This window comes from Thermus sp. H19.2 (assembly GCF_054979525.1).
In genome coordinates, this window is the sequence record NZ_CM143429.1 from 1,847,501 (window position 1) to 1,871,848 (window position 24,348).

At 67.8% G+C, this 24,348-nt stretch carries 27 protein-coding genes and 1 pseudogene (1 of these 28 running past the window's edge); 19 read left to right on the plus strand and 9 right to left on the minus strand.

Going from position 1 to position 24,348, the window contains the following annotated elements; all coding sequences use genetic code 11:
• A protein-coding gene (gene moaA / locus ACY5J6_RS09980; protein WP_462844840.1) for a GTP 3',8-cyclase MoaA crosses the window boundary here: on the plus strand, positions 1 to 150 show its 3' end. The gene continues 828 nt to the left of window position 1, outside the view; the window shows 150 of its 978 coding nt (coding positions 829-978); its start codon lies beyond the left edge, outside the window; it ends in the stop codon at positions 148 to 150.
• On the opposite strand, the gene ACY5J6_RS09985 is transcribed toward moaA, so the two are convergent.
• Complete coding sequence (locus ACY5J6_RS09985) at positions 128 to 958, minus strand: DMT family transporter (RefSeq protein WP_462844842.1); 831 nt, start codon at positions 956 to 958, stop codon at positions 128 to 130. The genes moaA and ACY5J6_RS09985 overlap by 23 nt on opposite strands.
• Positions 959 to 975: 17 nt before the next feature.
• Here ACY5J6_RS09985 and ACY5J6_RS09990 point away from each other — a divergent pair, with 17 nt between their 5' ends.
• The 5 genes from ACY5J6_RS09990 to dusA are packed head-to-tail and all read left to right on the plus strand — an operon-like array spanning position 976 to position 4,796.
• Positions 976 to 1,968 carry a polyprenyl synthetase family protein gene (locus ACY5J6_RS09990; protein WP_462844843.1) on the plus strand — a complete coding sequence of 331 codons (993 nt, stop codon included), beginning with the start codon at positions 976 to 978 and terminating at the stop codon, positions 1,966 to 1,968.
• Positions 1,969 to 1,975: 7 nt separating this feature from the next.
• Positions 1,976 to 2,167: a hypothetical protein gene (locus ACY5J6_RS09995; protein WP_054638377.1), complete on the plus strand. Its 192-nt coding sequence runs from the start codon at positions 1,976 to 1,978 to the stop codon at positions 2,165 to 2,167.
• Positions 2,155 to 2,751 carry a hypothetical protein gene (locus ACY5J6_RS10000; protein WP_462844844.1) on the plus strand — a complete coding sequence of 199 codons (597 nt, stop codon included), beginning with the start codon at positions 2,155 to 2,157 and terminating at the stop codon, positions 2,749 to 2,751. Before ACY5J6_RS09995 ends, ACY5J6_RS10000 begins: the two co-directional genes overlap by 13 nt.
• 1 nt (position 2,752) lies before the next feature.
• A complete protein-coding gene (gene ispH, locus ACY5J6_RS10005; protein ID WP_462844846.1) occupies positions 2,753 to 3,775 on the plus strand; it encodes a 4-hydroxy-3-methylbut-2-enyl diphosphate reductase in 1,023 nt (340 codons plus the stop codon).
• A complete protein-coding gene (gene dusA, locus ACY5J6_RS10010) occupies positions 3,768 to 4,796 on the plus strand; it encodes a tRNA dihydrouridine(20/20a) synthase DusA (protein WP_462844848.1) in 1,029 nt (342 codons plus the stop codon). Before ispH ends, dusA begins: the two co-directional genes overlap by 8 nt.
• Here dusA and ACY5J6_RS10015 read toward each other — a convergent pair.
• Genes ACY5J6_RS10015 through glgC form a run of 6 tightly spaced genes read right to left on the minus strand, consistent with a single transcriptional unit; the run spans position 4,692 to position 9,615 of the window.
• Complete coding sequence (locus ACY5J6_RS10015) at positions 4,692 to 5,282, minus strand: tetratricopeptide repeat protein (protein WP_462844850.1); 591 nt, start codon at positions 5,280 to 5,282, stop codon at positions 4,692 to 4,694. The two genes, dusA and ACY5J6_RS10015, sit on opposite strands and share 105 nt — an antisense overlap.
• 17 nt (positions 5,283 to 5,299) lie before the next feature.
• On the minus strand, positions 5,300 to 6,613 hold the full coding sequence (locus tag ACY5J6_RS10020; RefSeq protein WP_462844851.1) for a glycogen synthase: 1,314 nt from the start codon (positions 6,611 to 6,613) through the stop codon (positions 5,300 to 5,302).
• Positions 6,613 to 6,990 (minus strand): gamma-glutamylcyclotransferase family protein, encoded by a 378-nt coding sequence (locus ACY5J6_RS10025; protein ID WP_462844853.1) that lies wholly within the window; start codon positions 6,988 to 6,990, stop codon positions 6,613 to 6,615. The genes ACY5J6_RS10020 and ACY5J6_RS10025 overlap by 1 nt, the downstream gene beginning before the upstream one ends.
• Positions 6,990 to 7,664, minus strand: a complete 675-nt coding sequence (locus tag ACY5J6_RS10030; protein ID WP_462844855.1) for a response regulator transcription factor — start codon at positions 7,662 to 7,664, stop codon at positions 6,990 to 6,992. Before ACY5J6_RS10030 ends, ACY5J6_RS10025 begins: the two co-directional genes overlap by 1 nt.
• Positions 7,665 to 7,681: 17 nt before the next feature.
• Complete coding sequence (locus ACY5J6_RS10035) at positions 7,682 to 8,368, minus strand: SagB/ThcOx family dehydrogenase (protein WP_462844856.1); 687 nt, start codon at positions 8,366 to 8,368, stop codon at positions 7,682 to 7,684.
• A 2-nt stretch (positions 8,369 to 8,370) separates the two neighbouring features.
• Positions 8,371 to 9,615, minus strand: coding sequence for a glucose-1-phosphate adenylyltransferase (glgC, locus tag ACY5J6_RS10040; RefSeq protein WP_462844857.1), 1,245 nt, complete (start codon positions 9,613 to 9,615; stop codon positions 8,371 to 8,373).
• A gap of 67 nt (positions 9,616 to 9,682) precedes the next feature.
• Between glgC and ACY5J6_RS10045 the strand changes: the two genes are divergently transcribed.
• From ACY5J6_RS10045 to ACY5J6_RS10055, 3 genes and pseudogenes are all read left to right on the plus strand, one after another.
• Positions 9,683 to 11,770 (plus strand): AAA family ATPase, encoded by a 2,088-nt coding sequence (locus ACY5J6_RS10045; protein ID WP_462844859.1) that lies wholly within the window; start codon positions 9,683 to 9,685, stop codon positions 11,768 to 11,770.
• Positions 11,771 to 11,780: 10 nt separating this feature from the next.
• The gene (locus ACY5J6_RS10050) at positions 11,781 to 12,137 is read left to right on the plus strand and encodes a hypothetical protein (protein ID WP_462844861.1); all 357 of its coding nucleotides are present in this window, start codon (positions 11,781 to 11,783) and stop codon (positions 12,135 to 12,137) included.
• Between the two features lie 27 nt (positions 12,138 to 12,164).
• A pseudogene (locus tag ACY5J6_RS10055) lies at positions 12,165 to 12,935 on the plus strand (GGDEF domain-containing protein); the annotation flags it as partial.
• 37 nt (positions 12,936 to 12,972) lie between these two features.
• Here ACY5J6_RS10055 and ACY5J6_RS10060 read toward each other — a convergent pair.
• Complete coding sequence (locus ACY5J6_RS10060) at positions 12,973 to 15,288, minus strand: penicillin acylase family protein (RefSeq protein ID WP_462844863.1); 2,316 nt, start codon at positions 15,286 to 15,288, stop codon at positions 12,973 to 12,975.
• A 28-nt stretch (positions 15,289 to 15,316) separates the two neighbouring features.
• Between ACY5J6_RS10060 and ACY5J6_RS10065 the strand changes: the two genes are divergently transcribed.
• The 3 genes from ACY5J6_RS10065 to ACY5J6_RS10075 are packed head-to-tail and all read left to right on the plus strand — an operon-like array spanning position 15,317 to position 17,012.
• The gene (locus ACY5J6_RS10065) at positions 15,317 to 15,790 is read left to right on the plus strand and encodes an AbrB family transcriptional regulator (RefSeq protein ID WP_462844865.1); all 474 of its coding nucleotides are present in this window, start codon (positions 15,317 to 15,319) and stop codon (positions 15,788 to 15,790) included.
• Between the two features lie 9 nt (positions 15,791 to 15,799).
• Positions 15,800 to 16,009: a CDGSH iron-sulfur domain-containing protein gene (locus tag ACY5J6_RS10070; RefSeq protein WP_462844867.1), complete on the plus strand. Its 210-nt coding sequence runs from the start codon at positions 15,800 to 15,802 to the stop codon at positions 16,007 to 16,009.
• Between the two features lie 43 nt (positions 16,010 to 16,052).
• Positions 16,053 to 17,012 carry an aldo/keto reductase family protein gene (locus tag ACY5J6_RS10075; protein ID WP_462844869.1) on the plus strand — a complete coding sequence of 320 codons (960 nt, stop codon included), beginning with the start codon at positions 16,053 to 16,055 and terminating at the stop codon, positions 17,010 to 17,012.
• Here ACY5J6_RS10075 and ACY5J6_RS10080 read toward each other — a convergent pair.
• Positions 17,009 to 17,626, minus strand: coding sequence for a hypothetical protein (locus tag ACY5J6_RS10080; RefSeq protein ID WP_462844871.1), 618 nt, complete (start codon positions 17,624 to 17,626; stop codon positions 17,009 to 17,011). The genes ACY5J6_RS10075 and ACY5J6_RS10080 overlap by 4 nt on opposite strands.
• Positions 17,627 to 17,683: 57 nt before the next feature.
• Between ACY5J6_RS10080 and ACY5J6_RS10085 the strand changes: the two genes are divergently transcribed.
• The 7 genes from ACY5J6_RS10085 (at position 17,684) to ACY5J6_RS10115 (ending at position 24,343) form a co-directional block, all read left to right on the plus strand.
• Positions 17,684 to 18,943: an MFS transporter gene (locus tag ACY5J6_RS10085; protein ID WP_462844873.1), complete on the plus strand. Its 1,260-nt coding sequence runs from the start codon at positions 17,684 to 17,686 to the stop codon at positions 18,941 to 18,943.
• 77 nt (positions 18,944 to 19,020) lie between these two features.
• Positions 19,021 to 20,499: a hypothetical protein gene (locus tag ACY5J6_RS10090; protein ID WP_462844874.1), complete on the plus strand. Its 1,479-nt coding sequence runs from the start codon at positions 19,021 to 19,023 to the stop codon at positions 20,497 to 20,499.
• Between the two features lie 283 nt (positions 20,500 to 20,782).
• Entirely contained in the window at positions 20,783 to 21,403 is a 621-nt protein-coding gene (locus ACY5J6_RS10095; RefSeq protein WP_462844875.1) for a 7-cyano-7-deazaguanine synthase, read from the plus strand.
• A gap of 71 nt (positions 21,404 to 21,474) precedes the next feature.
• Entirely contained in the window at positions 21,475 to 22,329 is an 855-nt protein-coding gene (locus ACY5J6_RS10100; protein WP_462844876.1) for an ATP-binding cassette domain-containing protein, read from the plus strand.
• Positions 22,330 to 22,376: 47 nt separating this feature from the next.
• Positions 22,377 to 23,045: an ABC transporter permease gene (locus ACY5J6_RS10105; protein ID WP_462844878.1), complete on the plus strand. Its 669-nt coding sequence runs from the start codon at positions 22,377 to 22,379 to the stop codon at positions 23,043 to 23,045.
• Positions 23,046 to 23,153: 108 nt separating this feature from the next.
• Complete coding sequence (locus ACY5J6_RS10110; RefSeq protein ID WP_462846524.1) at positions 23,154 to 23,807, plus strand: ABC-2 family transporter protein; 654 nt, start codon at positions 23,154 to 23,156, stop codon at positions 23,805 to 23,807.
• A gap of 2 nt (positions 23,808 to 23,809) precedes the next feature.
• Positions 23,810 to 24,343, plus strand: coding sequence for a GNAT family N-acetyltransferase (locus ACY5J6_RS10115; RefSeq protein ID WP_462844880.1), 534 nt, complete (start codon positions 23,810 to 23,812; stop codon positions 24,341 to 24,343).
• The last annotated feature ends 5 nt before the right edge of the window (positions 24,344 to 24,348 follow it).

Sequence of the window (24,348 nt, forward strand, 5' to 3'; positions counted from 1 at the left end):
CTGGAGATGGACATCGCCTGGGCCTTCGCCGCCCCCGAGCCGGTGGAGGCCCTGGTGGACGCCATCCTTATCGCCACCAACCGCAAGCCCGCCTTCGGCAACACCCTGCCCACCCTGCGCAAGCGGGTCATGCTGGGGATCGGCGGATAGCCTGCAAGGTAGCCAGAATCACCAAGGACGCGCCCAAAACCCCCGTGAAGCCCAGGCGCTCGCCCAGGAGAATCCAGGCGAAGAGGGTGGCCCAGACGGGCTCGAGGGTGTAAAGCACCGCCGCCTGGGGCGCGGGAACGTACTTCTGCCCCCAGGTCTGAAGCCAGGTGGTGAGGGCCGTGGCCACCGCCCCCAGGTAGAGCACCGCCCCCCAGGGAACCTCCCGGGAGAAGCCCCCTTCCCCAAGGGCCCAGGGCCAGGCCAGAAGGGCCGTCCCCACCACCTGGACCGCGGTGAGGGGCAGGGAGGGGAAGGCCTTGGCGTGGACCTCGAGGCGGACGATGTAAAGGGCGTAGGTCACCGCCGTGGCCAGGGTCCAAAGGTCCCCCGCGTTGAGGGGAGGCTGCTTGGGGTCATAGGAGAGAAGCCCCACCCCCAGGAAGGCCAAGAGGGCGGCCCTTCCCGCCCGCCCCACCCTCCTCCCCCCCAAGGAGAGGAGGAGGGGCACCAGGACCACGTTCAAGGCGGTGATGAAGGCGCTCCGACTGGCGGAGGTGTACTGGAGGCCGATGGCCTGGCTGGCGTAGCCCAGAAGCAGCCAAAAGGCCAGCTCCATCCCCGGCCCAAAGGCCCCCCTGGGCAGGCGCAGGAGCCAGGGAAGGAAGAAAAGGCTCGCCACCAGGAAGCGCAGGAAGACCAAGGTACTGGCGGGCATGGCCTCCACCGCCCCCTTCACCACCACGAAGGTGGTACCCCAGAGGAGGGTTAGGAGGTTGAGGGCGAAAAGGCCCAGGGCGTAACCGCGCATGGCCTAAAGTGTAAGGCATGGAGCCCGCGCCCGAAGCCATCCGGACGGCCATCCAGGAGAAGCTCCTCGCCCGCCTGGCCCACCCCGATCCCGTTTATCAGGAACTTCTCCAAGACTATCCCCGCCGAGGCGGCAAGATGCTCCGGGGCCTCCTCACCGTTTACAGCGCCCTGGCCCACGGAGCCTCCCTGGGGGCGGCCCTCGAGGCCGCAACCGCCATGGAGCTCTTCCAGAACTGGGTCCTGGTCCACGACGACATAGAGGACGGCTCGGAGGAACGCCGGGGCCGCCCCGCCCTCCACCGCCTCCACCCCATGCCCCTGGCCCTGAACGCGGGAGACGCCCTGCACGCCGAGATGTGGGGCCTCCTCACAGAAGGCCTTGCCCGGGGGCTTTACGGGCCGGAGGTGCTCTTGGAGTTCCACGAGGTGGTGCGCCGTACCGCCTACGGCCAGCACCTGGACCTCCTCTGGACCCTCACGGGGAGGCTGGACCTCCGCCCCGAGGACTACTTCCACATGGTGGCCCACAAGGCCGCCTACTACACCGCCGTGGCCCCCTTGCGCCTTGGGGCCCTCCTCGCCGGGCAGGAGCCCCCTGGGGCCTACGCGGAAGGGGGCTTGAGGCTAGGCACGGCCTTCCAAATCGTGGACGACCTCCTCAACCTGGAGGGGGACGAGGCCTACGGCAAAGAACGGGCCGGGGACCTGTACGAGGGCAAGCGCACCCTGATCCTCCTCCGTTTCCTGGAAGAAGCCTCCCCCGAGGAAAGGGCCCGGGCGGAGGCCCTCCTCCGCCTCCCCCGGGAGGAAAAGCCCGAGGAGGAGGTGCGCTGGCTTTGGGAAAGGCTTCTGGCCTCTCAGGCCCTCTCCTGGAGCAAGGCCACGGCCAAGAGGCTCAAGGAGGAGGGGTTCCAAGCCCTGCTTCCCGCCCTGGAGGGCCTTCCAGGGAAAGGGGCGGCGGGCCTTCTCCGGGAACTCCTCACCGCCCTGGTGGAGCGCCGGGCATAATGGGGCCATGCAGGGAGTGCGCTTCAAGGTCATCACCGGGAACGACCCGGACATATTCCAGGAGAGGCTGAATCGCTTTGTGGAAAGCCTGCCGGAAAACACCGTCCTGGTGGAGGTAAGGTTCGCCGTTTCCGAGGGCCCCTCTCCCCTCTTCGCCGCCCTGGTCCACTACAAGGAAGTGGAGGAATGGCGGGAGTAGAGGCCTTCCGCTTCTTCCTGGCCCTCCGGGGCGAGGCCAAGCGGGAGGAGGTGCGGGCCCGGTTTCCCCGGCTCGTCCCTCTCCTCCAGGCCCTGGGGGAGGAGGTGGAGGCCCGGGGGGAGACCTTCTACCTCAAAAGCCCCCTCCGTCTCTCCTGGTTCGCCCCCCTGTTCAGGACCCAGTACGCTCCCCTCCTCCTCGAGGCCGAAAGGGCCTTGGCCCTGGAAAGGCTCCTGGAGGCCGCCTTCCGCTCCGCCGAGGCGGGAGAAGCGCCGGTGGAGGGGGAGGGGCTTCTTGGGGTAGCCCGCCTCTTCCAAAGGGGAAGCGAGGCCCTCCTTAAGGGGGATTACCGGGAGGCCCTCCACCGCTTTGGGGAAGGCCTGGGCCTCCTGGAAAAGGCGGGGCTCCCCTTCCCCGCCACCGCCCTGGCCCTCCTGGCCTGGGCCCAGGAGGGCTTCCGCCCCGGAGGTAAGGGCCGGGAAACCGCCCGCAAGGCCCTGGAGCGGGCCCGGACCTCCTTCGCCCGGGAAGCGGCGGAAAGGGTTCTCGCCCAGGCCACAAAGGAGAGGAGGCCCGGGCCCTAGAATGGGGGGCATGGGGGGGCTTAGGCGGGTCTATCTGGCCCGGCCCCGGGGTTTTTGCGCCGGGGTGGTGATGGCCATAGAGGCGGTGGAGCGCTGGGCGGAGGCCCTGAAGGAAAAGGGCGAGCTCGTGGTCTACCACGAGATCGTTCACAACCGCGTGGTGGTGGAGCGCCTTAAGGCCAAGGGGGTCCACTTCGTGGAGGACCTCGCCGAGGTGGAGAGGCTGAGGCAAGAGCGGCGCCTTGCGGACACGGTGGTTTTCTCCGCCCACGGCCACCCGCCCGCCGTCCGCAGGCAGGCGGCGGAGATGGGCCTCACCGTCCTGGACGCCACCTGCCCCCTGGTCACCAAGGTGCACACCGAGGCGAGGCGCTACGCGGAGGAGGGGTACTGGATCCTCCTCATCGGGGACTCCGCCGACCACCAGGAGATCAAGGGCACCTACGGGGAGGCCCCGGAGAGGACCCTCCTGGTGGCGGTGCACACCCACGTGGGCAAGGACCCCCGCCTGGCCGACCCCCGCACCGTGGAGGTGCCGGACCCCGAAAAGGTGGTGGTCCTCACCCAGACCACCCTAAGTGTGGACGACACCCTGGCCACCATAGAGATCCTCAAAAAACGCTTTCCCAAGCTGGTGGTCCCCGCTCGCAAGGACCTCTGCTACGCCACCCAGAACCGGCAGGAGGCGGTGAAGCGCATCGCCCCCAAGGTGGAGGCCTTCCTGGTCCTCACGAGCCCCCACTCCTCCAACGGGATGCGCCTTTTGGAGCTGGCCCAGAGCCTGGTGGGCCGGGCCTACCGGCTGGAGCGGCCCGAGGAGCTGGAGGAGGCCTGGCTCGAGGGCGTGGAAAGCCTGGGAATCACCTCCGCTGCCAGCACCCCCGAGGACCTGGTGCAGGGGGTGGTGGCCCACCTTAAGGCCCGCCACCCGGGCCTCGAGGTGGTGGAGGAGGGGGAGTGGGAGGCCATCAGCTTCCGCGAGCCCAAGCCCCTCTCCCCCGAGGAGGTCCTGCAGGGTGCTTGACCTGAGGCTTTCCGTGGCCCCCATGGTGGACCGCACCGACCGGCACTTCCGCTTCCTGGTGCGGCAGGTGAGCCTGGGGGTTAGGCTCTATACGGAGATGACCGTGGACCAGGCGGTGCTCCGGGGAAACCGGGAGCGCCTCCTCGCCTTCCGCCCAGAGGAGCACCCCGTCGCCCTCCAGCTTGCGGGCAAGGACCCCAGGAGCCTGGCGGAGGTGGCCAGGATCGGGGAGGCCTTTGGCTACGACGAGGTGAACCTCAACCTGGGCTGCCCCTCGGAGAAGGCCCAGGAAGGGGGGTACGGGGCCTGCCTTCTCCTGGACCTCGCGCGGGTACAGGAGATCCTCCGGGCCATGGTGGAAGCCGTCCGCGTCCCCGTGACGGTGAAGATGCGCCTGGGCCTGGAAGGAAAGGAAACCTACGGGGGGCTCGTCCGGGCCGTGGAGGCCATGGCGGAGGCCGGGGTGAGGGTCTTCGTCGTCCACGCCAGAAGCGCCCTCCTCGCCCTCTCCACGAAGGGAAACCGCGAGATCCCCCCCCTGCGCCACGACTGGGTCCACCGGCTTAAGGAGGACTTCCCCCACCTCGCCTTCGTCACCAACGGGGGAATAAGGAGCCTGGAGGAGGCCCTCTTCCACCTCTTGCGGGTGGACGGGGTCATGCTGGGGCGGGCGGTCTACCAGGACCCCTTCCTCCTGGAGGAGGCGGACCGGAGGGTCTTTGGCCTTTCCCATCGGCCAAGCCGCCTCGAGGCGGCCCGGAGGATGCGGGCCTACCTGGAGGAGGAGGCCCTAAAGGGCACGCCCCCATGGGCGGTCCTGAGGCACATGCTCCACCTCTTCCGGGGAAGGCCGGGAGGTAAAACCTGGCGTAGGCTCCTCTCGGAGGGGCGCTCCCTTCAGGCCCTGGATCGGGCCCTACGGCTTATGGAGAAGGAGGTAGGCCAGGAGGGCGAGGAGGAAAACCCACACCCAAAGGGGCACCCGGAAGGAGCGCTGGGGCTTGCCCGTGAGGGGGTCTAGGGAGGGGGGCGGGGCCATCTTCAGGCGGGTCGCCCGCTTCATGTGGGCCACCATCCTGTCCAGGTCCCCCTTCCGCTTGTAGAGGGCGGCCAGGTTCTCGTGGAGGAGGGGGTCCTCGGGGGCGAGCTGGAGGGCCTTTTGGTAGAGGGCGAGGGCCTCCTCCAGCTCCCCCCGCTCCAGGTGGAGGGTCCCCAGGTTGGTGAGGGCCCGGTGGTGGAGGGGGTCAAGCTCCAGGGCCCTCCGGAAGCGCTCCAGCGCCTCCTCCCGCCTGCCCTCCCGCACCGCCTTCACCCCCAGGACCACCTCCCTCTCGGCGGCGAAGAGGGGGTCGTCCAGGGCCTCGGGGTCCTCCTCCAGAAGGGCAAGCCCCCTTAAAAGCCGCTCCCGCTCCCCCTCGGGGAAACCCTCGGCGTAGGCCCGGGCCCCGGCGTAGTCCCTGCGCCGGAGAAGGGCGAGGAAGCGCGCAAGGGCCTCGTCCGGCACCACCCCTCCATCCTAAGGGGTCAGCCCAAGGCCTCCCGGTACACCTCCCGGTAGGCCCGGGCCGGCCCCTCCCAGGAGAAGTCCTTCTCCATGGCCCTAAGGCCCATCGCCTCCGCCCCCAGGCGGAGGAGGCGGAGCACGCCGTAAAGAAGCCCCTCGGGGTGGTAGGTCTCAAAAAGGACCCCGGTCCTCCCGTCCTCCACGGTGTCCTTGAGCCCCCCCACCGCCCGGGCCACGGGGGGGGTGCCGTAGCGGCTCGCGATCATCTGCACCAGGCCGCAGGGCTCAAAGCGGCTGGGCACCAGAAGGGCCTCCGCCCCGGCGTAGGCCAGGCGGGCCATGGCCTCGTCGTAGGCGGGGAGGAAGCGTATGCCTTCGGGGTTTTCCTCCCCCGCCCGGAGGAACGCCTCCTGAAGCCCCCCGTCCCCCACGCCTTGAACGTAGAGGCGAAAGCCCATCTCCAGGAGGCGGGGGAGGGCCTCGAGGACGAGGTCCAGGCCCTTCTGGGGGTCCAGGCGGCCCACGTAGGCGAGGACGGGGGGCCTAAGCCCCGTCCTCTCCCGGAAGGCCTCCTTGGCCCGGGCCTTGCCCGAGGGGTCCTCCCGGGTGTAGGGGGCGGGGAGGTAGGGGTCACGGGCAGGGTCATAAACCTCCATATCCAAGCCGTTCAGGATGCCCCTAAGCTTCCCGGCGTGCTTCCTTAAGACCCCGTCCAGGCCCATGCCGAACTCGGGGGTCTGGATCTCCTCGGCGTAGGAGGGGCTCACCGTGGTGACCCGGCGGGCGAAGACGATCCCCCCCTTCATCAGGTTCACCCGGCCGTAGAACTCCAGGGCCTCCATGTGAAAGAGGCCCCAGGGAAGCCCGGTCCAGGAAAAGAAAAGCCCCGGGTCCACGAGGCCCTGGTGGGCCAGGTTGTGGATGGTGTAGACCGTGGGGGCAAAGAGGGCGAGGGGGGCCGCCGTCCAGTCGTGGGCGTGGACCAGGTCGTACCCCCTGGCCACCTCCTTGGCCGCCAGGGCGAAGCGGAGGTAGCGCTCGGCATCGTCGGGGTAGCCGTAGACCCGCTCCCGCCCAAACCCCTCCACCCCGAGGAGGAGAAACCGCACCCCGCCCTCTATCCGCTCCCCCAAGGGGGCCCTTTCCTCCCGCCCCAGGAAGGCGAAGGCCACCTTCCCCACCCGCCTGGCCTCTAGCCCCCCGTGCCAGGGGAGGAGGACCTCGGCCTCCACCCCCAAAGGCTTCAGGGCCTTGGGAAGGGCCCCCACCACGTCGGCAAGCCCCCCCACCTTCACCAGGGGGTAGGCCTCGGGGGCCACGTGGAGCACGCGCATCACTCCCCCCCCTTCCAGACCCCCTGGGGAAGGGGCAGGGCCCCCTCGAGGCCGCCCAGGTAGAGGTAAGCCCAAGCCTCCAGGGGCCCTTCCTCGGTCTCCACCCGCACCCGCACCCGCCGGTACTCCTCCCCCTCCTCCTCCAGGGCGTCCAAAAGGGGAAGGGCCTCGGAGGCCAGGCAAAGCACCTCCCCATAGACCCTCCCCTCCCCCGGCACCATGGCGGGGTAGGCGTAGGGGCGGTGGGGGCCCCGGGGAAGGTGATAAAGGTGGAATCCCTCCACAAAGCCGGGAAGGACCCGGCGGAGGTAGGGGGCCACCAGGGGGTGGTTCCTCTCCCCCCGCTTCAAGGTCCCGTAGGCGAAGACCCGCTCCACTACTCCCCCAGGAAGCGGTATCCCAAGCCCACCACCGTCTCGATAAAGCGGGGGGCCAGGGGGTCGTCCCGGAGCTTCTTACGGAGGAGGCGGATGTAGGCGTCCACCACCCGCTCGCTTCCCTCAAAGTCCGGGCCCCAGACCCTTTCCACAAGCTCCTCCCGGGTGAAGACCCGGCCCGGGGCCTGGGCCAGGGCCAAAAGCAGGTTCATCTCCGTGGGGGAAAGCCTTAGGGGCTCCCCTTCCAGGTAGGCCCGCCGCCCCTCCAGGTCCAGCTCCAAGGGCCCGAAGCGCCGCCTCCCCTCCTTCCCGGACCGGCGCAAGAGGGCCTTGAGGCGGGCGAGGAGCTCCTTGAGGGAGAAGGGCTTGCCCAGGTAGTCGTCCGCCCCCTCCAAAAGCCCCTCCACCCGGCTGTCCTCGTCCGCCCGCCCCGTGAGGAGCAGGACGGGAAGGAGAGGGTCCAGGGAACGGAGCTCCTTCAAGACCTCTAACCCCTCCACATCCGGTAGGCCCCGGTCCAGGACCACCAGGTCCGGCTTCGCCCCCTCCCACACCCGGTCCAGCGCCTCCCTCCCCGAGCGGACCCAGTGGACCTGGAACCCCTCCTTTTCCAAAAAGCGCTTCACCAACTCGCCCACCTGGGGGTCGTCCTCCACCAAGAGAATCCTTCCCATAATGTTTCCCCGAATACTCACCGCCCCAGAACCAGCACCACCCCGGGATACTCCCCCTCCGGCAATCCCAGAAGCCGCGCCACCTCCTCGTCGTAAAAGGTTTCCGCGGGGTAGGCGGCCAGACCTTGGCCCACCGCGGCAAGCAAGGCGAGGGACGCGGCGTAGCCTGCCTCTAAAAGAGCATACCGGTACCCCCTAAGGCCGTACAAGGCCTCGCTCCTCTCCGGTACCAGGGTGAAGGCAAGGAGGGCCGCCACCCTTTCCAAGGCCAGGCCCATAAGGGCCTCGGACCACGGGGCCGCCTCGGCCCGGGGGGAGATCTGGAAGAGCTGGTGCTCCTTGGGAAAGTAGTGGTAGACCCCGGGGAACACCCCCTCCACCCGGAAGGCCACCAGGTAGGCCTCGAGGGGGTAGGCCTCCCCCGCCGAGGGAAATCCCCGGCGCCCCTCCCGCTCCGCCAGGGGATAAAGCACCTGGGAAAGATCCTTCAAGGTGAGGGCCGAGCCCACCTCGGGAAGAAGGGGCTTCAGATGGGCCATGGCGCGAAACAAGGGGGGACCCCCTTCCCCCCGGAAGGGGGGCAGGGCCTGGGTCTCCAGGGGGTTGGCGTAGACCTTGGCCTTAGGCCTCCGCTTTAGGGGGAGCTCGTCTCCCGGGCTCAAGCGGGTAAGGCGGTAAAAGAGCTTGCCGGGGTGCTTCTCCATGGCTAGAAGCGGTAGCCCTTGGGCACCACCACCACGCCCTCGGGGGTGACGGTGAAGCCCCGGGCGCGGTCCAGCTCCAGGTCGTAGCCGATCTCGGTGTGGGGGGGGATTTTCACGTTCTTGTCCACAATGGCGTTTCGGATGCGGCAGTAGCGCCCCACCTCCACGTCGTCAAAGAGCACGGAGCGCTCCACGAGGCTGTAGGAGTTCACCCGCACCCGGCGAAAGAGGACCGACTCCCGCACCGTCCCCCCGCTCACGATGACCCCGCCGGCGAGAAGGCTATTTAAGGCCCGCCCCACCCGCTCCCCGGTCTCGTGGACGAACTTGGCGGGAGGGCTGAAGAGGTTGGCGGTGCGGAGGGGCCACTCGGGGTTGAAGAGGTCAAACTCGGGGACCACCTTCACCAGATCCATGCTGGCCTCGTAGTAGGCGTCCAGGGTGCCCACGTCCCGCCAGTAGAGGTTGGGGCCCTCCTGGCCGGGGATGGGGTTGCGGTGGAAGTCGTAGGCGTAGACCCTGTACCCCTCCTTCAGGGCCCGGGGGATCACGTCCTTGCCGAAGTCGTGGGCGCTGGTCTCGTCCCGAGCGTCGGCCTCCAGGAGCTCAAAGAGGGCCTCCGTGCGGAAGATGTAGTTCCCCATGGAGGCCAGGGCCAGGTGGGGCCTCTGGGGGATGGGCTTGGGGACCTTGGGCTTTTCCTGGAACTCGGTGATGCGCCACTCCTCGTCCACCTGCAAGACACCGAAGCGGCCCGCTTCCTCCACGGGCACGGGGTAGGCGGCGATGGTGATGTCCGCCCGCTTTTCCCGGTGGTACTCCACCATGTGGCGCACGTTCATCTTGAAGATGTGATCCCCCCCAAAGACGGCCACCTCCTCGGGGGCATGGTTCTGCACCAGGTGCAGGTTTTGGTAGATGGCGTCGGCGGTGCCCCGGTACCAGACGGGCCCAAGCTCCTCGTACCGGTACATCTGGGCGGGTACCAGGAGGATGAAGTGGTCCTCCAAGAAGGCCCCGAAGCGCCAGTAGCGTTGGATGTGCTCGGTGAGGGACTGGGCCTTGTACTGGGTTAGGACGTAGATGGCGTAGATCCCCGAGTTCACAAAGTTGTTCAGGACGAAGTCAATGATGCGGTACTTGGCCCCGAAGGGCACGGCGGGCTTGGCCCGCTTGGCGGTGAGGGGATAAAGGCGGCTTCCCTGCCCCCCGGCGAGAATCATCCCCAAGACCTCCACCTTGACCATGGAATCCCCCTTTGCCGGTAGTTTACCCTAGGACCCCCGGGACAAAGGCCCGGGTATAGTGGGCGCGATGAGGGTTTCTGCCCTGCGCTGGTTCACCCCCCCCACGAGGCCCAAACCCGCCCCGCCCTTTTTCGGCCAGGAGCGGGCCCTGAAGGCCCTCGAGGCCGCCTTCCGCCAGGGCGGGCACGGCTATTTGGTGGGCCCAAGCGGCCTTGGCAAGCGCAAGCGCCTCCTCGCCTACCTCAAGGGGCGCGCCTTCCCCAAGGAGGAGCTGGTCTACCTCCCCCTGGGGGAGGAGGCCTTCCCCCTCCTCCTTCCCCAGGGGGAAGGCCGGGCCCTCCTGGAGGAGGTGGAGGCCCTGCTCTCCGAGTTCACCCCGGCCCTCTTCCGGGAAAAGGGCTTTCTCTATGCCAAAAGCCTGGTGGAGGCCCGCTACCAAAGGGAGGCCGAGGCCCTTCTGGAGGCCCTGGGCGAAGAGGCCAAGTCCCACGGCTTCGTCCTGGAGGAAGGGGAGGAAAGCCTCAAGCTCTCCGGCCAAGGCCCCCTGCCCCCGGAGCTTTCCGCCAGGCTGGAGGAGACGGTCCTGGCCTACGTGGAGGCCCGGCAGAAGGCCCAGGCGGAGGTGGCCGCCTTGAGGCGGAGCTTCGCCGAGCGCTTCCTCTCGCCCAAGGCGGAGGGGCTCAAGAAACGCTTCCCCGAGGCCAGGGCCTACGTGGACTGGGTGCTGGAAACCCTCCTGCGGGCCGCGGCCTTGGAGGAAGAGCCCCTGGCCTTTAGCCTCCTCCCCCACCTCCTGGTGGCGGGGGGCGACCGGGTGGTCTACGAGCCCAACCCCATCCCGGAAAGGCTTTTCGGCCACCTGGAGTACGAGGCCCGGGAAGGGGTCCTCACCACCCACCTGGGGCTTCTCCGCCCCGGGGCCTTGCACCGGGCCACGGGGGGGGTGTTGGTCCTCGAGGCGCACCGGGTCCTGGAGCTCGGAAGCTACCCCCTTCTCAAGCGGACCCTGGCCACCGGGGAGGTGGAGCCCCTCACCCCCAGGCCCGAGGTCAAAGGCCCCCGGCTCAAGCCCGCCCCCCTCAAGGCCCAGGTCTTCCTGGTGGGCCCCCCGGAGGTCATGGCCTTCCTGGAGGAGGACGAGGAGTTTCTGGAGCTTTTCCCTTTCCGAGTGGAGTTTAGCCCGGAAATCCCCTACACCGAGGAGAACCTGGCCTACCTGGGAGGGTTCCTGGAGGCCGAGGGCGTCCCCCTCACCCCCGAAGGCCTGGCCGCCCTGGCGGACGAGGCAAGGCGCCTGGCCGGCCACCGGGAGCGCTTAGACGCCCGGCTTTACCGCCTTCTGGACCTGGCGCGGGAAGCCCAGAGCCTCAAGGCCCCCGTGGACAAGGAGGCGGTGCGGGAGGCGGTGAGGTCTAGGGAGGAGCGCTTCGGCCTGGAAGAGGAGCTCTACCTGGAGGAAATCCGGGAAGGGGTGGTGGCCCTGGAAGTCCAGGGAGAGCGGGTGGGGGAGGTGAAGGGCCTGGTGGTGGTGGAGGGCCCCCTCCCCACGGGCCGCCCCGTGCGCATCACCGCCCAGGCGGGGCCGGGGCGGGAGGGGGTGCTCTCCATTGACCGGGAGGTGGGCCTGGGGGGCCAGGTCTTCCACAAGGCCGTCCTCACCCTGGCGGGGTACCTGCGGGGCACCTATGCGCAGCTCGGGGCCCTCTCCGCCACGGTGAGCCTGGTCTTTGAGCAGAGCTACGGGGGCCTCGAGGGGGACTCGGCGGGCCTCGCCGAGCTACTGGCGGTGCTTTCCGCCATCTCCGGCCTTCCCCTGAGGCAGGACCTGGCGGTGACCGGGGCCATAGACCAGACGGGAAGGGTCCTCGCCGTGGGCCGGGTGGCGGAAAAGGTGGAGGGTTTTTTCCGCGTCTGCCAGACCCTGGGCCTCACCGGAACCCAGGGGGTGGTCCTGCCCAAGGCCAACCTCCCCCACCTCACCCTACGGGAGGAGGTGGTGGAGGCGGTGGAGGAGGGCGTCTTCCACCTCTTCGCCGTGGAGGAGGTGGACGAGGCGGTGGAGCTCCTCTTTGGCCGCAAGGTCTACTGGGTGCACGAGCGGGTGCGGGAGGTATTGGAGCACTTCCAGAAGCTGGAGAACGGGGAGGAGAAGTAGACTGGGGGTGATGGCCAAGAAAAACACCCCCTCTAAACGGCAGCTGGAACTCCGCATAAGCGGCCAGCTTTTTGAGATCCCGCCCCTATGGGACGTCCTCCTCATTGGCCGCCACGCCCCCGTCGGCCCAGAGGCGGCGCGTCGCATGGCGGAAAGCCTGGCCCCCGGGCAGTTCACCCTCCTCAGGGTGGAAAAAGGACCGGTGGAAGCCCTCCTCGTGCGGAAAAGCCTTCTCCAGGCCCTAGAACTCACGATCCTCGAGGAGGTGCTCCTGGAAGAACTCGCTCCCCTCCTCTCCGAAGAGCAAGTGGTGCGGGCCCAGGTGGAAGTGGTGCTTCACACGGGGAGGGTTATCCGCTTAGACTAGATGTAAATGCTCCGGGTAGCGGAGGCCATGGCCCCGGATCCCTTTCGGGTCGGCCCATGGACGAGCGTGCGGGAAGCCGCCCGTCTTATGGCCCAGCGGCGGGTAGGCAGCCTCGTAGTGGTGGAAGACGGCCAGGTCCTGGGGGTGGTGACCAGCCGCGACCTCCGGGGGGCCCACCCCAACCGCCTGGTGGTGGATGTGCTTAAAGGCCCCCCGGTGGCCATCTCCCCGGAGGCAAGCCTCCTGGAGGCCAAGAGCCTGATGGAGGCCAAGGGTCTGGAGCGGCTTTTGGTCATGCGGAACGGAGTGCTTCTCGGGATCCTCACCCAAGGAGCCCTGGCCTTCGCCCTGGGCCAGCACTTTGACCCCCTCACCGGCCTCCCGCGGGCCGACCTTTTGCGCCACCACCTGGAAAGCCTCCTGGCCCAGGGGAAGGACCCCACCCTCCTCTTCGTGGACCTGGACGACTTTGGCCGCCTCAACAAGGAAAACGGCCACCCCTTTGGGGACCGGGTCCTAAAGGCCTTGGGCCGGCGGCTGAAGGCTTTCGCCCAAGACCTGGGCGGGGAGGCCTACCGCTACGGGGGGGACGAGTTCGCCTTGGTCTTTCCTCGGCCCCGACAGGCCCTCCTCCCCGCCCTTCCCAGCCTCCTCAGGCCCCTGGAGGTGGAGGGGAAAAGGGTGGACTTCTCCGTGGGCGTGGCCGGAGGGAGGCGACGGCAAGGACGGGTGCCGGCCAACCCCTCGGCCACGGCCGACGACCTTCTAAAGCTCGCCAGCCTGGCCTCCACCCACGCCAAGCGCCAAGGCTCAGGCTGGGCCCCGGCGGAGGCCCTTAAGGCGGAGGAAGGGGCTCCAGAAGGAGCGTCCTCCCCAAAGGAGCCCCAAAGCGCATGGGGAGGTAGTCGCCGCGCCGCCAGAGGGCGAGGAGGTCGGCGTAATGGGCCGAGAGGAAGTGGCCCGACTGGCCCATAGGGTGGACGAAAAGGGAGTTCTCCATGTCCGAAAGGTCCACGATCTGGCGGTAGCTGGGCCCGTGGCTCATGATGAGGGTCTTGGGGTCCAAGGGGCCCACGTTCACCGTGTAGCGGTCGCCGCCAAAGGCCACCTCCCGGTCGGAAAGGCGCTTTAGGGGGGTGTGGGTGAGGACGGCGTGGGGGAAGCGGGCCCGGTGGACCTCCCCCCAGGCCCTGGCCTTTAGGGCCTCCTTCCGGTCCAAGGCCCGTTCCAGGGCGAGGGCGGCGTAGTCCAGGCAGGACTCCTTGTATTCGGTCTCCGGCTGGTCGCAGTTCTTATCCCCCTCTTTTAGAGCCTTCAGGAGGTAGCGGGGCTCGTCCCAGTAGGCCTCCCCCACCTCCCTCTCGGGAAGCCGGGTGAGCTCGGCGTACCAGAGGGCGAAAACCAAGGCCTCCTGGGAAGTGGGGGCCATGGTCCCGTCCCAGGCGAGAAGCCTCTCCCTCCAGGCCCGGCTCCTCTCCGAAAGGGGTGTGAGGAGCTCCAAGACGGGGCGGAAGTCGCGGTAGAGGAGGCTTTTTTGGTCCTGCTGGATGGCCTTCATGTCCTCCAGGGAAAGCTTCTCCTTGGCGAGGAGGAGCTCTTCGATGCGCTCCGCCCGGTAGGGCTCGGCCCAGTCGTAGGTGAGGGCGTAGGGGAAGCCCTTGGGGGTCACCTTGTGGTTGGCGGTGACGATATAGCCCCTTGGGGGGTTAAAGGCCTGGGGCCACTCCTCGGGCCTCCGGTAACCCAGCCAGTCCCACTCCCCGTTTCCCGGCACCGGGACCATCCCCGTGTGCCCCTCCTTGCGGATGGGGAACTTCCCCGGGGCGATGTAGCCGATGTTGCCCTCCACGTCGGCGTAGACGAAGTTCTGGCTGGGGGCGGAGTAGGGCTCCAAGGCCTTTTGAAACTCGTCCCAGTTCCTGGCCCGGTTCACCCCCAGGAAGGCCATGAGGATGTGGTCTTCCGGGTCCAGGCTCACCCAGCGGAGGGCCATGGGGGTCTTGGGGGGGTCTTGCAGGGCGTCGGTGATGACGGGCCCGTAGACCGTCTCCCGCACCTTCAGCACCTCTTCCCTTCCCCCCTTGACCCGGATCACCTCCTCCCGCACCCCGTAGGGGACGACCCTCCCCTTGTAGCGGTAGCCCCTCCCTTCCACCTCCTCCAGGAGGTAGAGGTCCTGCACGTCCGCCCCCACGTTGGTCACCCCCCAGGCGATGCGGTCGTTGCGGCCGATGACGACGCCGGGGAGGCCGGGCAGGGTGGCCCCGATGGCCTTGAACCCCGGGGCCTCGAGGGCCATGAGGAACCAGAGGCTCGGGGCCTGGAGGGCGAGGTGGGGGTCGTTGGCGAGGAAAGGCTTGCCCGTGTCGGTCCGGCTTCCCGCCACCACCCAGTTGTTGCTGGCCTCGAGGAAGCGGGGCGGGGCCATCCGGAGGAGGGCGCTTGGGGCCTCCTCCCGCTTGAGGGGAAGCCTCAGGTCCTCCGCCCTAAGGACGGTGGGGGCGTCCTCGGGGTAGGGGGGCAGGAGCTCAAGAAGCCTTTCCGGGCTTATCCCCCGGACGAGGAGGCGGTGGCGCAAAAGCTCCTCCTCCCAGTTCCCCGAGAGGTCGTAACTCATCATCTTGGCCCAGACCAAAACGTCGGGGCCCGTCCAGGGCTCGGGGCGGAAGCCGAGGAGCCTGAACTCCGGCGGCAAGGGGGCCCCAGAGGCCAAGAAGGCGTTCACCCCGGCGGCGTAGGCGTCCACCGCTTCCTTCTCCTCGGGGTAGAGCCTCTCGTAAGCCGCCTTGGCCGCCCGGTAAAACCCCCAGGTGCGGAGGAACCGGTCCTGGGGAAGCGTGGCCTCCCCCAGGACCTCGCTCAAGCGCCCCTGGCCCACCCGGCGCTGGAACTCCATCTGCCAAAGCCTCTCTTGGGCGTGGACGAAGCCCTGGGCGAAGAAGAGGTCCTCAAGCGTCGCCGCCCGGATCCGCACCACCCCCCTTTCGTCCCGCACCACCTCCACCGGGGCGGAAAGCCCCTTCAGGGCGATGCGGCCCTCCCCTTGGGGCAGGGAGGACCTCAGGTAGAGGTACCCCGAAAGGGCCAGGAGAAGGACGAGGAGAAGCCCTAAGCCCAAAAGCCAGACCAGCCCCCGCAAGAAGCGCTTCATGGTTGGAAAGAAGCATACCATACCTCCCATGGACCTCCTGCGCGCCTCCCTAAGCGGGGTTTTCCTCGGACTCCTCTTCCACCGCCTGGGCCTTCCGGGCGGGGCCGTGGCGGGGGCCATGCTGGGCACAGGGCTTGTCCAGCTCCTCGCCTCCCCCGCCCCCATCCCCAAGGGCCTGGACCTCGCCGTGCAGCTCGCCGCCGGGGTCTTGGTGGGGCTTTCCTTCCGGAAGGAGCTCCTATCCCCCAAGCTCCTCCCCTATGCCCTCCTCAGCGGCCTCGCCTTCCTCGCCCTCGCCCTCCTCCTCGCCTTCCTCCTGGCCAAGCCTCTGGGCCGGCCCCCCCAGGCCCTCCTCCTCGCCCTGGCCCCCGGGGGGATCACGGGCATGGGGCCCCTGAGCCAGGCCGAGGGGGGAAGCCCCGCCCTGGTGGGCGTCTTCCACACGGTGCGCGTCCTCGCCCTCTTCCTCCTCGTCCCCTTCCTCGCCCGGCTTCTCAGGTAGAGTGAGGGCATGCGGCTGGAGTTCTTGGAAAACGGCCCCATCCGGGTGGAGGGCAGGCGCTTCGTGGTGCGCGTGGGGGAGAAGGAGGAGGTCCTGGAGCGGCCCCGGGTCTTCCTCTGCCGCTGCGGGGGCTCAGGGAACAGGCCCTTCTGCGACGGCACCCACAAGCGGATCGGCTTCCAGGCCCCGGGCGGGACCTTGGAGGCGGAAGGCGACTGACCCGCTGGTCAATCCCGGCCGGAAGGGGTAAACTCCGGGGGCTATGGGCGCGATGCGCTACCGCAAGCTCGGCAAGTGGGGCCTTAGGGTCTCCGAGATCTCCTTGGGCGCCTGGGTCACCTTCGGGGATGCGGTGAAGGACAAGGAAACGGTCCGGGAGATCGTTAAAATCGCCTACGAAGGGGGCGTGAACTTCTTTGACAACGCCGACGTCTACGCCAAGGGCCTGGCCGAGGAGATCATGGGGGAGGTCCTCAAGGAGTTCCCCCGGCACACCCTGGTCCTCTCCACCAAGGCCTACTGGCCCATGTCCGAGGACCCGAACGACCGGGGCCTGAGCCGCAAGCACCTCCTGGAGAGCCTCACGAAAAGCCTCAAGCGGCTCAAGACCGACTACGTGGACATTTTCTTCGCCCACCGCTACGACCCCGAGGTCCCCATGGAGGAGATCGTCTACGCCATGCACACCCTCGTGGAGAAGGGGTACGCCCTCTACTGGGGCACCTCGGAGTGGCCCGCCGCCCGCATCGCCGAGGCCGTGGCCTTCGCCAAGGAAAACGGCCTCCACCCCCCCATCGTGGAGCAGCCCCAGTACTCCATGCTCTACCGGGAGCGGGTGGAAGGGGAGATCCTCCCGGAGGCGGAGCGCTTCGGGATGGGCCTTGTGGTCTGGAGTCCCCTGGCCCAGGGGATGCTCACGGGCAAATACGACGAGGGCATTCCCGAGGGAAGCCGCTTCGCCCGCTACGACCAGTTCAGGGAGCGCTACCTCACCGAGGAAAACCGGAGGAAGGTGCTCAAGCTCAAGGCGGTGGCGGACGAGCTCGGCCTCACCCGCACCCAGCTGGCCCTGGCCTGGGTGCTGAGGCTTCCCGGGATCAGTAGCGCCATCACCGGGGCCACCCGCCCCGAGCAGATCCGGGAGAGCCTGGGAGCGGCGGGGGTGGACCTGCCGAAGGAGGCCCTGGAAAAGATAGAGGCCATCCTCAAGGGCGAAGCCTAAGGCGCAGGGGCCAGGCCCAGGTGGATGAGGTAACGGGCCTGGCCCTCTTCCTGGCGAACCGGGGAGAGGGCGGCGTAGCGGTGGTAGAGCCCAAGAAGCTCCCGCTGTAAGGCTTTGGCCTCCTCCCGGCGCAGGTAGAGCCCGGCGCTCCAGAGGTTCAAAAGGGGCGGGAAGTCCTCGGCCAGGATGTCGGGCTCTTCCTCGGCGCCGAACTCCAAAAGCCCCTCCGGGTTGAGGAAGACCCGCAAGACCGGCCCGTAGCCGGGGTCGTGGGTTTCCAAGGCCTTTTGCCACTCCTCTTGCCAGCTTTGGGCGGCCTCCAGGGTCCGCAATACCCTCTCCGGCACCAGCTCCCGGGGGATGCGGAAGTCGGTGTCCACCGCCCGGTAAAGCCGGGTGGGCCTGCCCCGGCGCCTCCTGACCCCCACGGGCTCCAGGAGACCCGCCTTCAGGAAAAGCCCCACCCGGTAGTGGGCCCTTTGCAGGCTGATACCCCGGGCCTGGGCCAGGTCCTTCACCGTGGCCGGGCCCTTCATGAAGGGCTTCAGGCAGACCGCCAGGTCCGGATCGGCGAGCAGACGGGCCGCCAAGGGGTGCTCCACCAGGTAGGCCATGGCTCTACTCTATATCCCCGCTTGCTCCTGGAGTAAAGGAGGGGCAAGAGTGGGAGGGTGCGGGGTTTTGCCGCCTTCCGCCTCCTCTGGCTGGGCCAGGCCCTGGCCCTTCTAGGCCGGGAGATGACCTGGTTCGCCCTCACCCTCTACGCCTACCAGAAGACGGGGCAGGCCACCACCCTTTCCCTCCTGGGCTTCTTCCACTTCCTCCCCCTGATCCTCCTCTCCCCACTGGCCGGGGCCTTGGTGGACCGCTACCCCAGGAAGTGGGCCATGCTGGCCGCGGACCTCGGCGGGGGGCTGGCCACGGGCTTCCTCCTTTTGCTCTACCTCCTGGGCCGCCTTGAGGTCGGGCCCCTCTACCTGGTCTCCGCCCTCACGGGGGCCCTCTCCAGCCTCCACTGGCCCGCCTTCTCCGCCGCCCTTTCGGCCATGCTGGAGAAGAGGGACTACGCCCGGGCGAGCGGCATGATGAGCCTGGCGGAGTCCCTGGCCGGGGTAGGGGCCCCCATCCTGGCCGCGGCCCTCTTGAAGCCCCTGGGCCTCGGGGGGATCTTCGCCCTGGACCTCCTGGGGGCAGGGGCCGCCGTCTTAAGCCTCCTCCTGGTGCCCATCCCCAACCCGAGGCTCGAGGCCCGGGAGAAGACCTCCTGGATAGGGGAAGCCCTCTTCGGGTTCCGCTTCATCCTGGAAAGGCCTCCCCTCCTCGGCCTCCAGCTCATGTTCTTCGGGATCAACCTCCTCACCACCATGGCCGCCACGGTCCTCCCGGCCATGGTCCTGGCCAAGACGGGGATGTCGGAAGCGGCCCTTGCCTTGGTGCGTTCCGCCGCGGGGCTTGGCGGGGTGGCGGGGGGGCTTCTCCTCTCCCTGTGGGGCGGACCCAGAAAACGGGTTCACGGGGTCTTCCTGGGCATGGCCCTCTCCAGCCTGGCCCTGGCCCTCATGGGGGCGGTGGAAGGGCCTTCCGCGTGGGCGGTCCTAGCTTTCCTGGAAAGCCTCTTTATCCCGGTGCTCAACGGGTCCAACCAGGCCATCTGGCAGGCCAAGGTGCCCCTTGCCGTGCAGGGCAAGGTCTTCGCCGCAAGGCGCATGATCGCCTGGTGCGCCAATCCCCTGGCCCTGCTCCTCGCGGGACCCCTGGCCGACCGGGTCTTCGGCCCCCGGTACGGGCAGGGGGAAGGCGTCGCCCTCATGCTCCTCCTCTTCGGGAGCCTGGGGGCGCTTTGGGGGCTTTCCGGCTACCTCCTCCCCCGGGTGCGGGAAGTGGAACGCCTCCTCCCCGACGCCAAGGAGGACCGGGCAGCCGCGCCGTGATCGGGCCCGGACGCAAGTGGCCCTCCAATGTGGCTCCCTTCCCTCCCAAGGAAAGAGGGGGCCTGTAGGCTTCCCCTATGGGCGAGCCTCTCCTCGCCCCGGCCCTCCGCCTCCTGGAGGAGGGGAAGGACGGGGAGGCCCTGGCCCTCCTCCAAAGCCCCCAAGAAGACCTCCCGGAGGCCGAGCGCCTGGCCCTCTTGGGCTTCGTGGAGGCCCGCAAGGGGAACCTTCGGGCCTACCGCGCCCTGGCCCTAAAGGCCGCCCGAAGGGCCCAGACCCCCCTCACCCTCTACCACCTGGGCCTCGCCCTCCCCCCAAGGGCGGGCGTCCTGGCCCTGGAGGAGGCCCTGCGCCGCTTCGAGGGGGACGCCCAGGGGGAGGCCCGGCTCCACCTGGCCCTGGCCATCGCCCTGGAGCGCCTGGGCCGGCCCGAGGCCCTGGCCCACGCCGCCCTCGCCCGCCTCAAGGACCCCTCCCCCTGGACCATCCTCCACCACCTGCGCCTGGAGCTCCTCTTCGGCGCCAAGCCCCTCCCCGAGGTCCTGGAGGAGGCGGAGCCCTTCCTGCCCCACCCCTTCCCCGGGGTGCGCCTCCTCGCGGGGCACACCCTGGCCCTTACTCACCTCCTCCGGGGAAGCCCGAGGCGGGCCCAAAACCTCCTCCGGGGCCTCCTCCCTCTCCTGGCCCCCCAAAACCTCGCGAGCTTCCTCGTCCTCGGGGCCTTGGCCCTGGACCCCCCCGAGGTCCGGCTCCTCCTGGAAGGGGCCCAGGCCTTCCTCCCCCGGGAGGGCTGGCCCTGGGGGTTTTACCTCCTGGCCCGGGGGCTTGGAGAGGGGGATGAGGCCCACCTCCTCGCCGCCCACGGCCTCTTGCGGGAGGACGGGGTCCCCTACGCCCTCCTCTCCGAGGCCCGCCTAAAGGCGCTCGGGGTGGAGGTGGAAGCCCCCCTGGCCCCGGGGCTTGCCCCCGGCCTCCGCCCGGAGGCTCGGGCCTTCTTCCTGGGCCCGGCCGAGGCGCCCCTCCTTCGCCTCCTCGGGGGAGGCCCCCTTCCCTCCCTGGGCCCCAGGGGCACCGAGGCCCTGGCCCTCCTCCTCGCCCGCGAGGCAGGCCTACCGGGGGAGGCCCTGGCGGAGGCCCTCTACGGGGAGCCCAACCTGGGGGCCCTGAAGGCCCTCCTCCACCGCCTGCGGGAAAAGGGCCTCCGGATCTCCTGCCCTCCTTACCGCCTGGAAACCCCTCCCCCCTCGGACCTTTCGGCCTTCCTCCGGGCCCTCTCCCGGGGAGACCTGGAGGAGGCCCTGGCCCTCTACCGGGGCCCCCTCCTTCCCTGGAGCCAGGCCCCCGGGGTGGAGGAACTCCGCCTGGAGCTGGAGGAGGCCCTGAAGCAGGCGGTGCTGGCCCAGGGCGAGGTGGAAAGCCTCTTCCTCCTGGCCGAGCGCCTGGGGGAGGACCTGGAGGTCTGGGAGGCCCTCCTGGAGAGGCTACCCCCGGAAGACCCCCGCCTTCCCATCGCCCGGGCCCGGGTGGCGAGGCTCCGCCGGGAGTACGGCGTGTGAGGCCGGGGGGACGCAGTTGGGGTCCCAGCAGGCCAAAGCGGGCCCGGAAGGCCGGACCAGGAGGAGAAGCCAGGCCAAGAGGAAAAGCCCAAGAACCTTGCCCCTCATGCCCCCAGGGTGCCACGAGGAGGGTTACGCGGGGGGCCTGAGGTTACGCGAGGTTACGCGGGAGGCCAGTTGTGGAACCCCTTCCACGTAACCGCGCGTAACCTCCCCCCTGCTACCTTGGGAACAACTCGGAGGAAGAGCTTCCTTCGGGTTATGAGGAAAGGAGGGATGTGGCATGAAAAGGCTGGTGATGCTCAGCGGAGGTGTAGATTCCAGCGTCCTCCTGTACAAGCTCAAGAAGCAGGACAGGCTGGAAGGCCTCGTGGCAGTTTACCTGGACCTGGGTACCCCTCCCGCCGAAAGGGAGTGGAGGGCGGCGGAAAAGGTGGCTTCCCGCCTTGGCGTCGCCGTTTACCGGAACCGCGTGCCTCACTTTGAACTTGGCGATCGTCTTTTTAGCCCACCGGAGCTGGCCTTCCCCGGGAGGGAGCAGATACGGGCCGGCTGGACAGACCCTTGTACGATGACCCCCATTACGGGATCCCTGGCGGCCAAAATGGGCCTGGAGGAAGTCTACCTGGGGGTCATCAAGGACGATTTCGCCTCTCACCCCAAGCTGGAGGCGTACCTTGCCCTCGTGAGGGAATTCTTGGAGTTTAACCAAGTTCAACTCAAGATGCCCTTGACGGGACTTACCAAGCAACAAGTGGTGGCCCTGGGCCACGAGCTCGGAGTACCCCTTGAGGAGACGTGGAGCTGCGTTGCCTCGGGGGAAGCCCCGTGTGGAGTATGCGCTCCTTGCATTGCCCGCGAAGAAGCCTTCGCTCTTGTAGACGCTAAAGCCCTAGTCCGGTGATCCACGACGAGATCAAGTCCGTCGTAGAAGCTCGCGGCTTAGCGGTGATCTTCCGGAGGGCAAAGGAGGAAGTGCGGGCCCTCAGGGGGGTCACGTTTAGCCTTGGCCCTGGAGAGGGCCTGGCCCTTCTTGGGGGAAACGGGGCCGGCAAGTCCACCCTGATCAAGGTTCTGGCCGGAATCCTCCTGCCCCAGGAAGGCGAAGTTCGGCTTTGGGGGCTGGACCCCTGGCGTTTCCGCACCCGGCTGGCCCAACGCTATGGGCTTGTCCTAGGTGGGCGGTCTCGTCTTTCCCCTCTGCTTTCCGTGGAGGAAAACCTCAAACTTTGGGGAGCGCTCTACGGGCTTTCCGGGGCACACGCCAAGCGCAGGATCCAGGAGGTGGCAGAGGCCCTGGACCTCACCCCTATCCTCGGGGTTGCCGCCTCCCGCCTTTCCCTGGGACAACGCAACCGTGCGGAACTAGCCCTGGCCCTCCTGCCCGAACCGGAACTCCTCCTTTTGGACGAGCCCTTTATCGGCCTAGACGCACTAGGGCGCAAATCCATTTTAAATCTTCTAGAGACCCTCAAAGCCCATCGGGGTGTCGCCCTCATCCTGGCATCCCACGAGCTCTCGGGAGTGGAAGGGGTCCTAGAGCGAGCCCTGCTCTTGCGGCGGGGAGAGGTAGCCTTCTTGGGAGATCTTACTGCCCTCCGAACGGGTCTGGACTTCCGCCGCATGAAGGTGCTCTTCCACGAGCCTTTCCAGGGAAATCCCCCTCCAGGAGCCACCGTTTCCGAAGGTGGGTACGTTCTGGAGGCCAAGGTTTCCCCGGAGGAAATTCCGGGCTTCCTGTCCCGGATGCTGGCCCTCAGGAGCGTGCGGGAAGTCTCCGTCCAGGAACCCAGCCTAGAGGAGGTGATGGAGGTTTGGCTCCGCACCTAGCCGTCCTGGGACTTCGCCTCAGGGAGGCCTGGAGAGGCTGGCCGGGGATGGCGCTGTATCTCGGCTACACCCTCGTCGTCTACGCGGTGCTCTTTTCCCTTTGGGGAAGCCTGGAAGCGCCACCCTGGGTCCTGGGGTACCTCTGGGCGGCAGAGGCCCTCTACATGGGGGTGCCCAGGTTTTGGAACCAGCTTCACCAGGAAGCCAGGATGGGAGAGTTAGCCCTACGCTTGGCCCTTCCCTATCCTTTTGTCCTCCTCAGCTTTCAGCGTTACCTAGCCACCGCCCTCCTGCAGGTCCCCTGGGTGGCGGCCGTGGGCGGCGGGGTCATCTGGGCTTTGGCCCTACCCGCCTCCTTAAGCCTTTGGAGCCTTCCCGCCCTGGCTCTGGGCCTCATCCTGAACTTCCTACTGGAGCTCAGCTTCGCCTTGCTGACCTTTAGGTCCACCTCCCCCATGGCCCTTGGGGTTCTCCTGGAGATGTTACGGCTCTTAGGGGGGGCCGTAGTGTTGCCCCTGGAATTTTGGCCGCAGGGCGGAACGCTCCTTCTACTCCAGCCCCTCGCCGCAACCTTTTACCTGCCGGCCCGGGTAGCCGCCGGAGGCGAACCGGTTTGGCTTCTGGTTAGCCTGGGTTGGACCCTCGTCTTCTTGGGTCTCCTGGCTCGCCTTTTCCCTCGAGCCCTGGCCACTTTGTCGGAAAGGGGGGAGGTGTAGATGGGGGCTTGGTCCCGATGGTTTAGAGCTTGGCCACTTTTGCTACGGAGCCGTTTTCTAGAAACATGGCAGGACCCCCCGGGCTTCTGGGCAAGCGTTTTGGCCAGGGTGATCAACAACAGCCTCTGGCTTTTTGTCTTTTACCTCTTCTTCCTGCGCTTCCCGGAGGTCCGGGGATTCCGCTTTGGGGACCTGGTGCTCACCTGGGCAATGGCCTTTGGTGCTTTGGGGCTTCTACAGGTGCTTTGGGGCGGGGTGTTGGGCCTGGCTCGTTTGGCAGAAACGGGAGAGCTGGAGGTCCACCTTCCGCTTCCCGTTCCTCTCTTGCCCTACCTCCTTTCCCTTCGCCTGCAGCCGACAGGCCTAGGCGACCTCCTTTGGTCCCTGAGCGTTCTGGCGTTACTCGGTGTGAACTGGTTCTACGCCCTATGTGCCTTGGTGGGCGCTTCGCTTGTGGCTCTGGGCTTCTTCCTCGCCCTGGCCTCCACGTCCCTTTGGGGCCTCAGGGTCCAAAACCTGCTCCCGGTGGCCTACGCTGGGCTTGTCCAGTTTGCCACCTGGCCGCCTAGTGTGTACAAACCCGCCATCAAGGTGCTCCTTCTCAGCCTGATCCCGGCTTTCTGGTTGGGACCGCTACCGGCAAGGGCCGCTGTTGAAGGTTCTGGCCTCGCCACGCTTTGGGGATTTGGTCTGGGATTCCTCACCCTGGGAAGCCTAACCTTTTGGCTAGGCCTGCGCCGCTACATCCCTCCGGGAGGGTAGGAATGTTCGTGGGGGAAAGAGTTCGTTTAGATCCGGTACAGCGGGCCCATCTACAAAAAATCATCGCGTGGATGTACGAGGAAGAGGTTATCGCACGCGCCTTCTTCGGTGACCCCTTACCCAGATCGCTAGAAGAGATGGAGACTTGGCTCCAGCAATTGCGAAGCAACCCCCACGCCAGGGTCCTTGCCGTGGTCTACCGCGAAACAGAGGAGATTATAGGCGAGGTCGCCCTTCAACCGATAGACTGGCGAAACCGCTCCACCTTCTTTGCCATCGTTCTAGGCAAAGAGTCTAGGCGAGGCGAAGGCTTGGGAACCGAGGCCGCGCGCTTGGCGCTTCGGTACGCCTTTGAGGGGCTTAATTTAAACCGGGTGGAAGCCAACGTGCTGAGTTCCAATCAAGCCTCTATCCGCCTGCTAAAGCGGGTCGGGTTTACGTGGGAGGGGAAGCGGAGGGCCGCCGTTTGGAAATCCGGACGATGGGAAGACATGGAAATCTACGGGATAACGGCGAGAGAATGGTACGAAAGCTAGGAAAG

What these genes read in the sequence shown, in the direction of transcription:
- ACY5J6_RS09985 (WP_462844842.1), bottom strand. Translation starts at nt 958, where the DNA reads ATGCGCGGTTACGCCCTGGGCCTTTTCGCCCTCAACCTCCTAACCCTC.
- ACY5J6_RS09990 (WP_462844843.1), top strand. Translation starts at nt 976, where the DNA reads ATGGAGCCCGCGCCCGAAGCCATCCGGACGGCCATCCAGGAGAAGCTC.
- ACY5J6_RS09995 (WP_054638377.1), top strand. Translation starts at nt 1,976, where the DNA reads ATGCAGGGAGTGCGCTTCAAGGTCATCACCGGGAACGACCCGGACATA.
- ACY5J6_RS10000 (WP_462844844.1), top strand. Translation starts at nt 2,155, where the DNA reads ATGGCGGGAGTAGAGGCCTTCCGCTTCTTCCTGGCCCTCCGGGGCGAG.
- ispH (WP_462844846.1), top strand. Translation starts at nt 2,753, where the DNA reads ATGGGGGGCATGGGGGGGCTTAGGCGGGTCTATCTGGCCCGGCCCCGG.
- ACY5J6_RS10020 (WP_462844851.1), bottom strand. Translation starts at nt 6,613, where the DNA reads ATGCGCGTGCTCCACGTGGCCCCCGAGGCCTACCCCCTGGTGAAGGTG.
- ACY5J6_RS10030 (WP_462844855.1), bottom strand. Translation starts at nt 7,664, where the DNA reads ATGGGAAGGATTCTCTTGGTGGAGGACGACCCCCAGGTGGGCGAGTTG.
- ACY5J6_RS10035 (WP_462844856.1), bottom strand. Translation starts at nt 8,368, where the DNA reads ATGGAGAAGCACCCCGGCAAGCTCTTTTACCGCCTTACCCGCTTGAGC.
- glgC (WP_462844857.1), bottom strand. Translation starts at nt 9,615, where the DNA reads ATGGTCAAGGTGGAGGTCTTGGGGATGATTCTCGCCGGGGGGCAGGGA.
- ACY5J6_RS10045 (WP_462844859.1), top strand. Translation starts at nt 9,683, where the DNA reads ATGAGGGTTTCTGCCCTGCGCTGGTTCACCCCCCCCACGAGGCCCAAA.
- ACY5J6_RS10050 (WP_462844861.1), top strand. Translation starts at nt 11,781, where the DNA reads ATGGCCAAGAAAAACACCCCCTCTAAACGGCAGCTGGAACTCCGCATA.
- ACY5J6_RS10060 (WP_462844863.1), bottom strand. Translation starts at nt 15,288, where the DNA reads ATGAAGCGCTTCTTGCGGGGGCTGGTCTGGCTTTTGGGCTTAGGGCTT.
- ACY5J6_RS10065 (WP_462844865.1), top strand. Translation starts at nt 15,317, where the DNA reads ATGGACCTCCTGCGCGCCTCCCTAAGCGGGGTTTTCCTCGGACTCCTC.
- ACY5J6_RS10070 (WP_462844867.1), top strand. Translation starts at nt 15,800, where the DNA reads ATGCGGCTGGAGTTCTTGGAAAACGGCCCCATCCGGGTGGAGGGCAGG.
- ACY5J6_RS10075 (WP_462844869.1), top strand. Translation starts at nt 16,053, where the DNA reads ATGGGCGCGATGCGCTACCGCAAGCTCGGCAAGTGGGGCCTTAGGGTC.
- ACY5J6_RS10080 (WP_462844871.1), bottom strand. Translation starts at nt 17,626, where the DNA reads ATGGCCTACCTGGTGGAGCACCCCTTGGCGGCCCGTCTGCTCGCCGAT.
- ACY5J6_RS10090 (WP_462844874.1), top strand. Translation starts at nt 19,021, where the DNA reads ATGGGCGAGCCTCTCCTCGCCCCGGCCCTCCGCCTCCTGGAGGAGGGG.
- ACY5J6_RS10095 (WP_462844875.1), top strand. Translation starts at nt 20,783, where the DNA reads ATGAAAAGGCTGGTGATGCTCAGCGGAGGTGTAGATTCCAGCGTCCTC.
- ACY5J6_RS10105 (WP_462844878.1), top strand. Translation starts at nt 22,377, where the DNA reads ATGGCGCTGTATCTCGGCTACACCCTCGTCGTCTACGCGGTGCTCTTT.
- ACY5J6_RS10115 (WP_462844880.1), top strand. Translation starts at nt 23,810, where the DNA reads ATGTTCGTGGGGGAAAGAGTTCGTTTAGATCCGGTACAGCGGGCCCAT.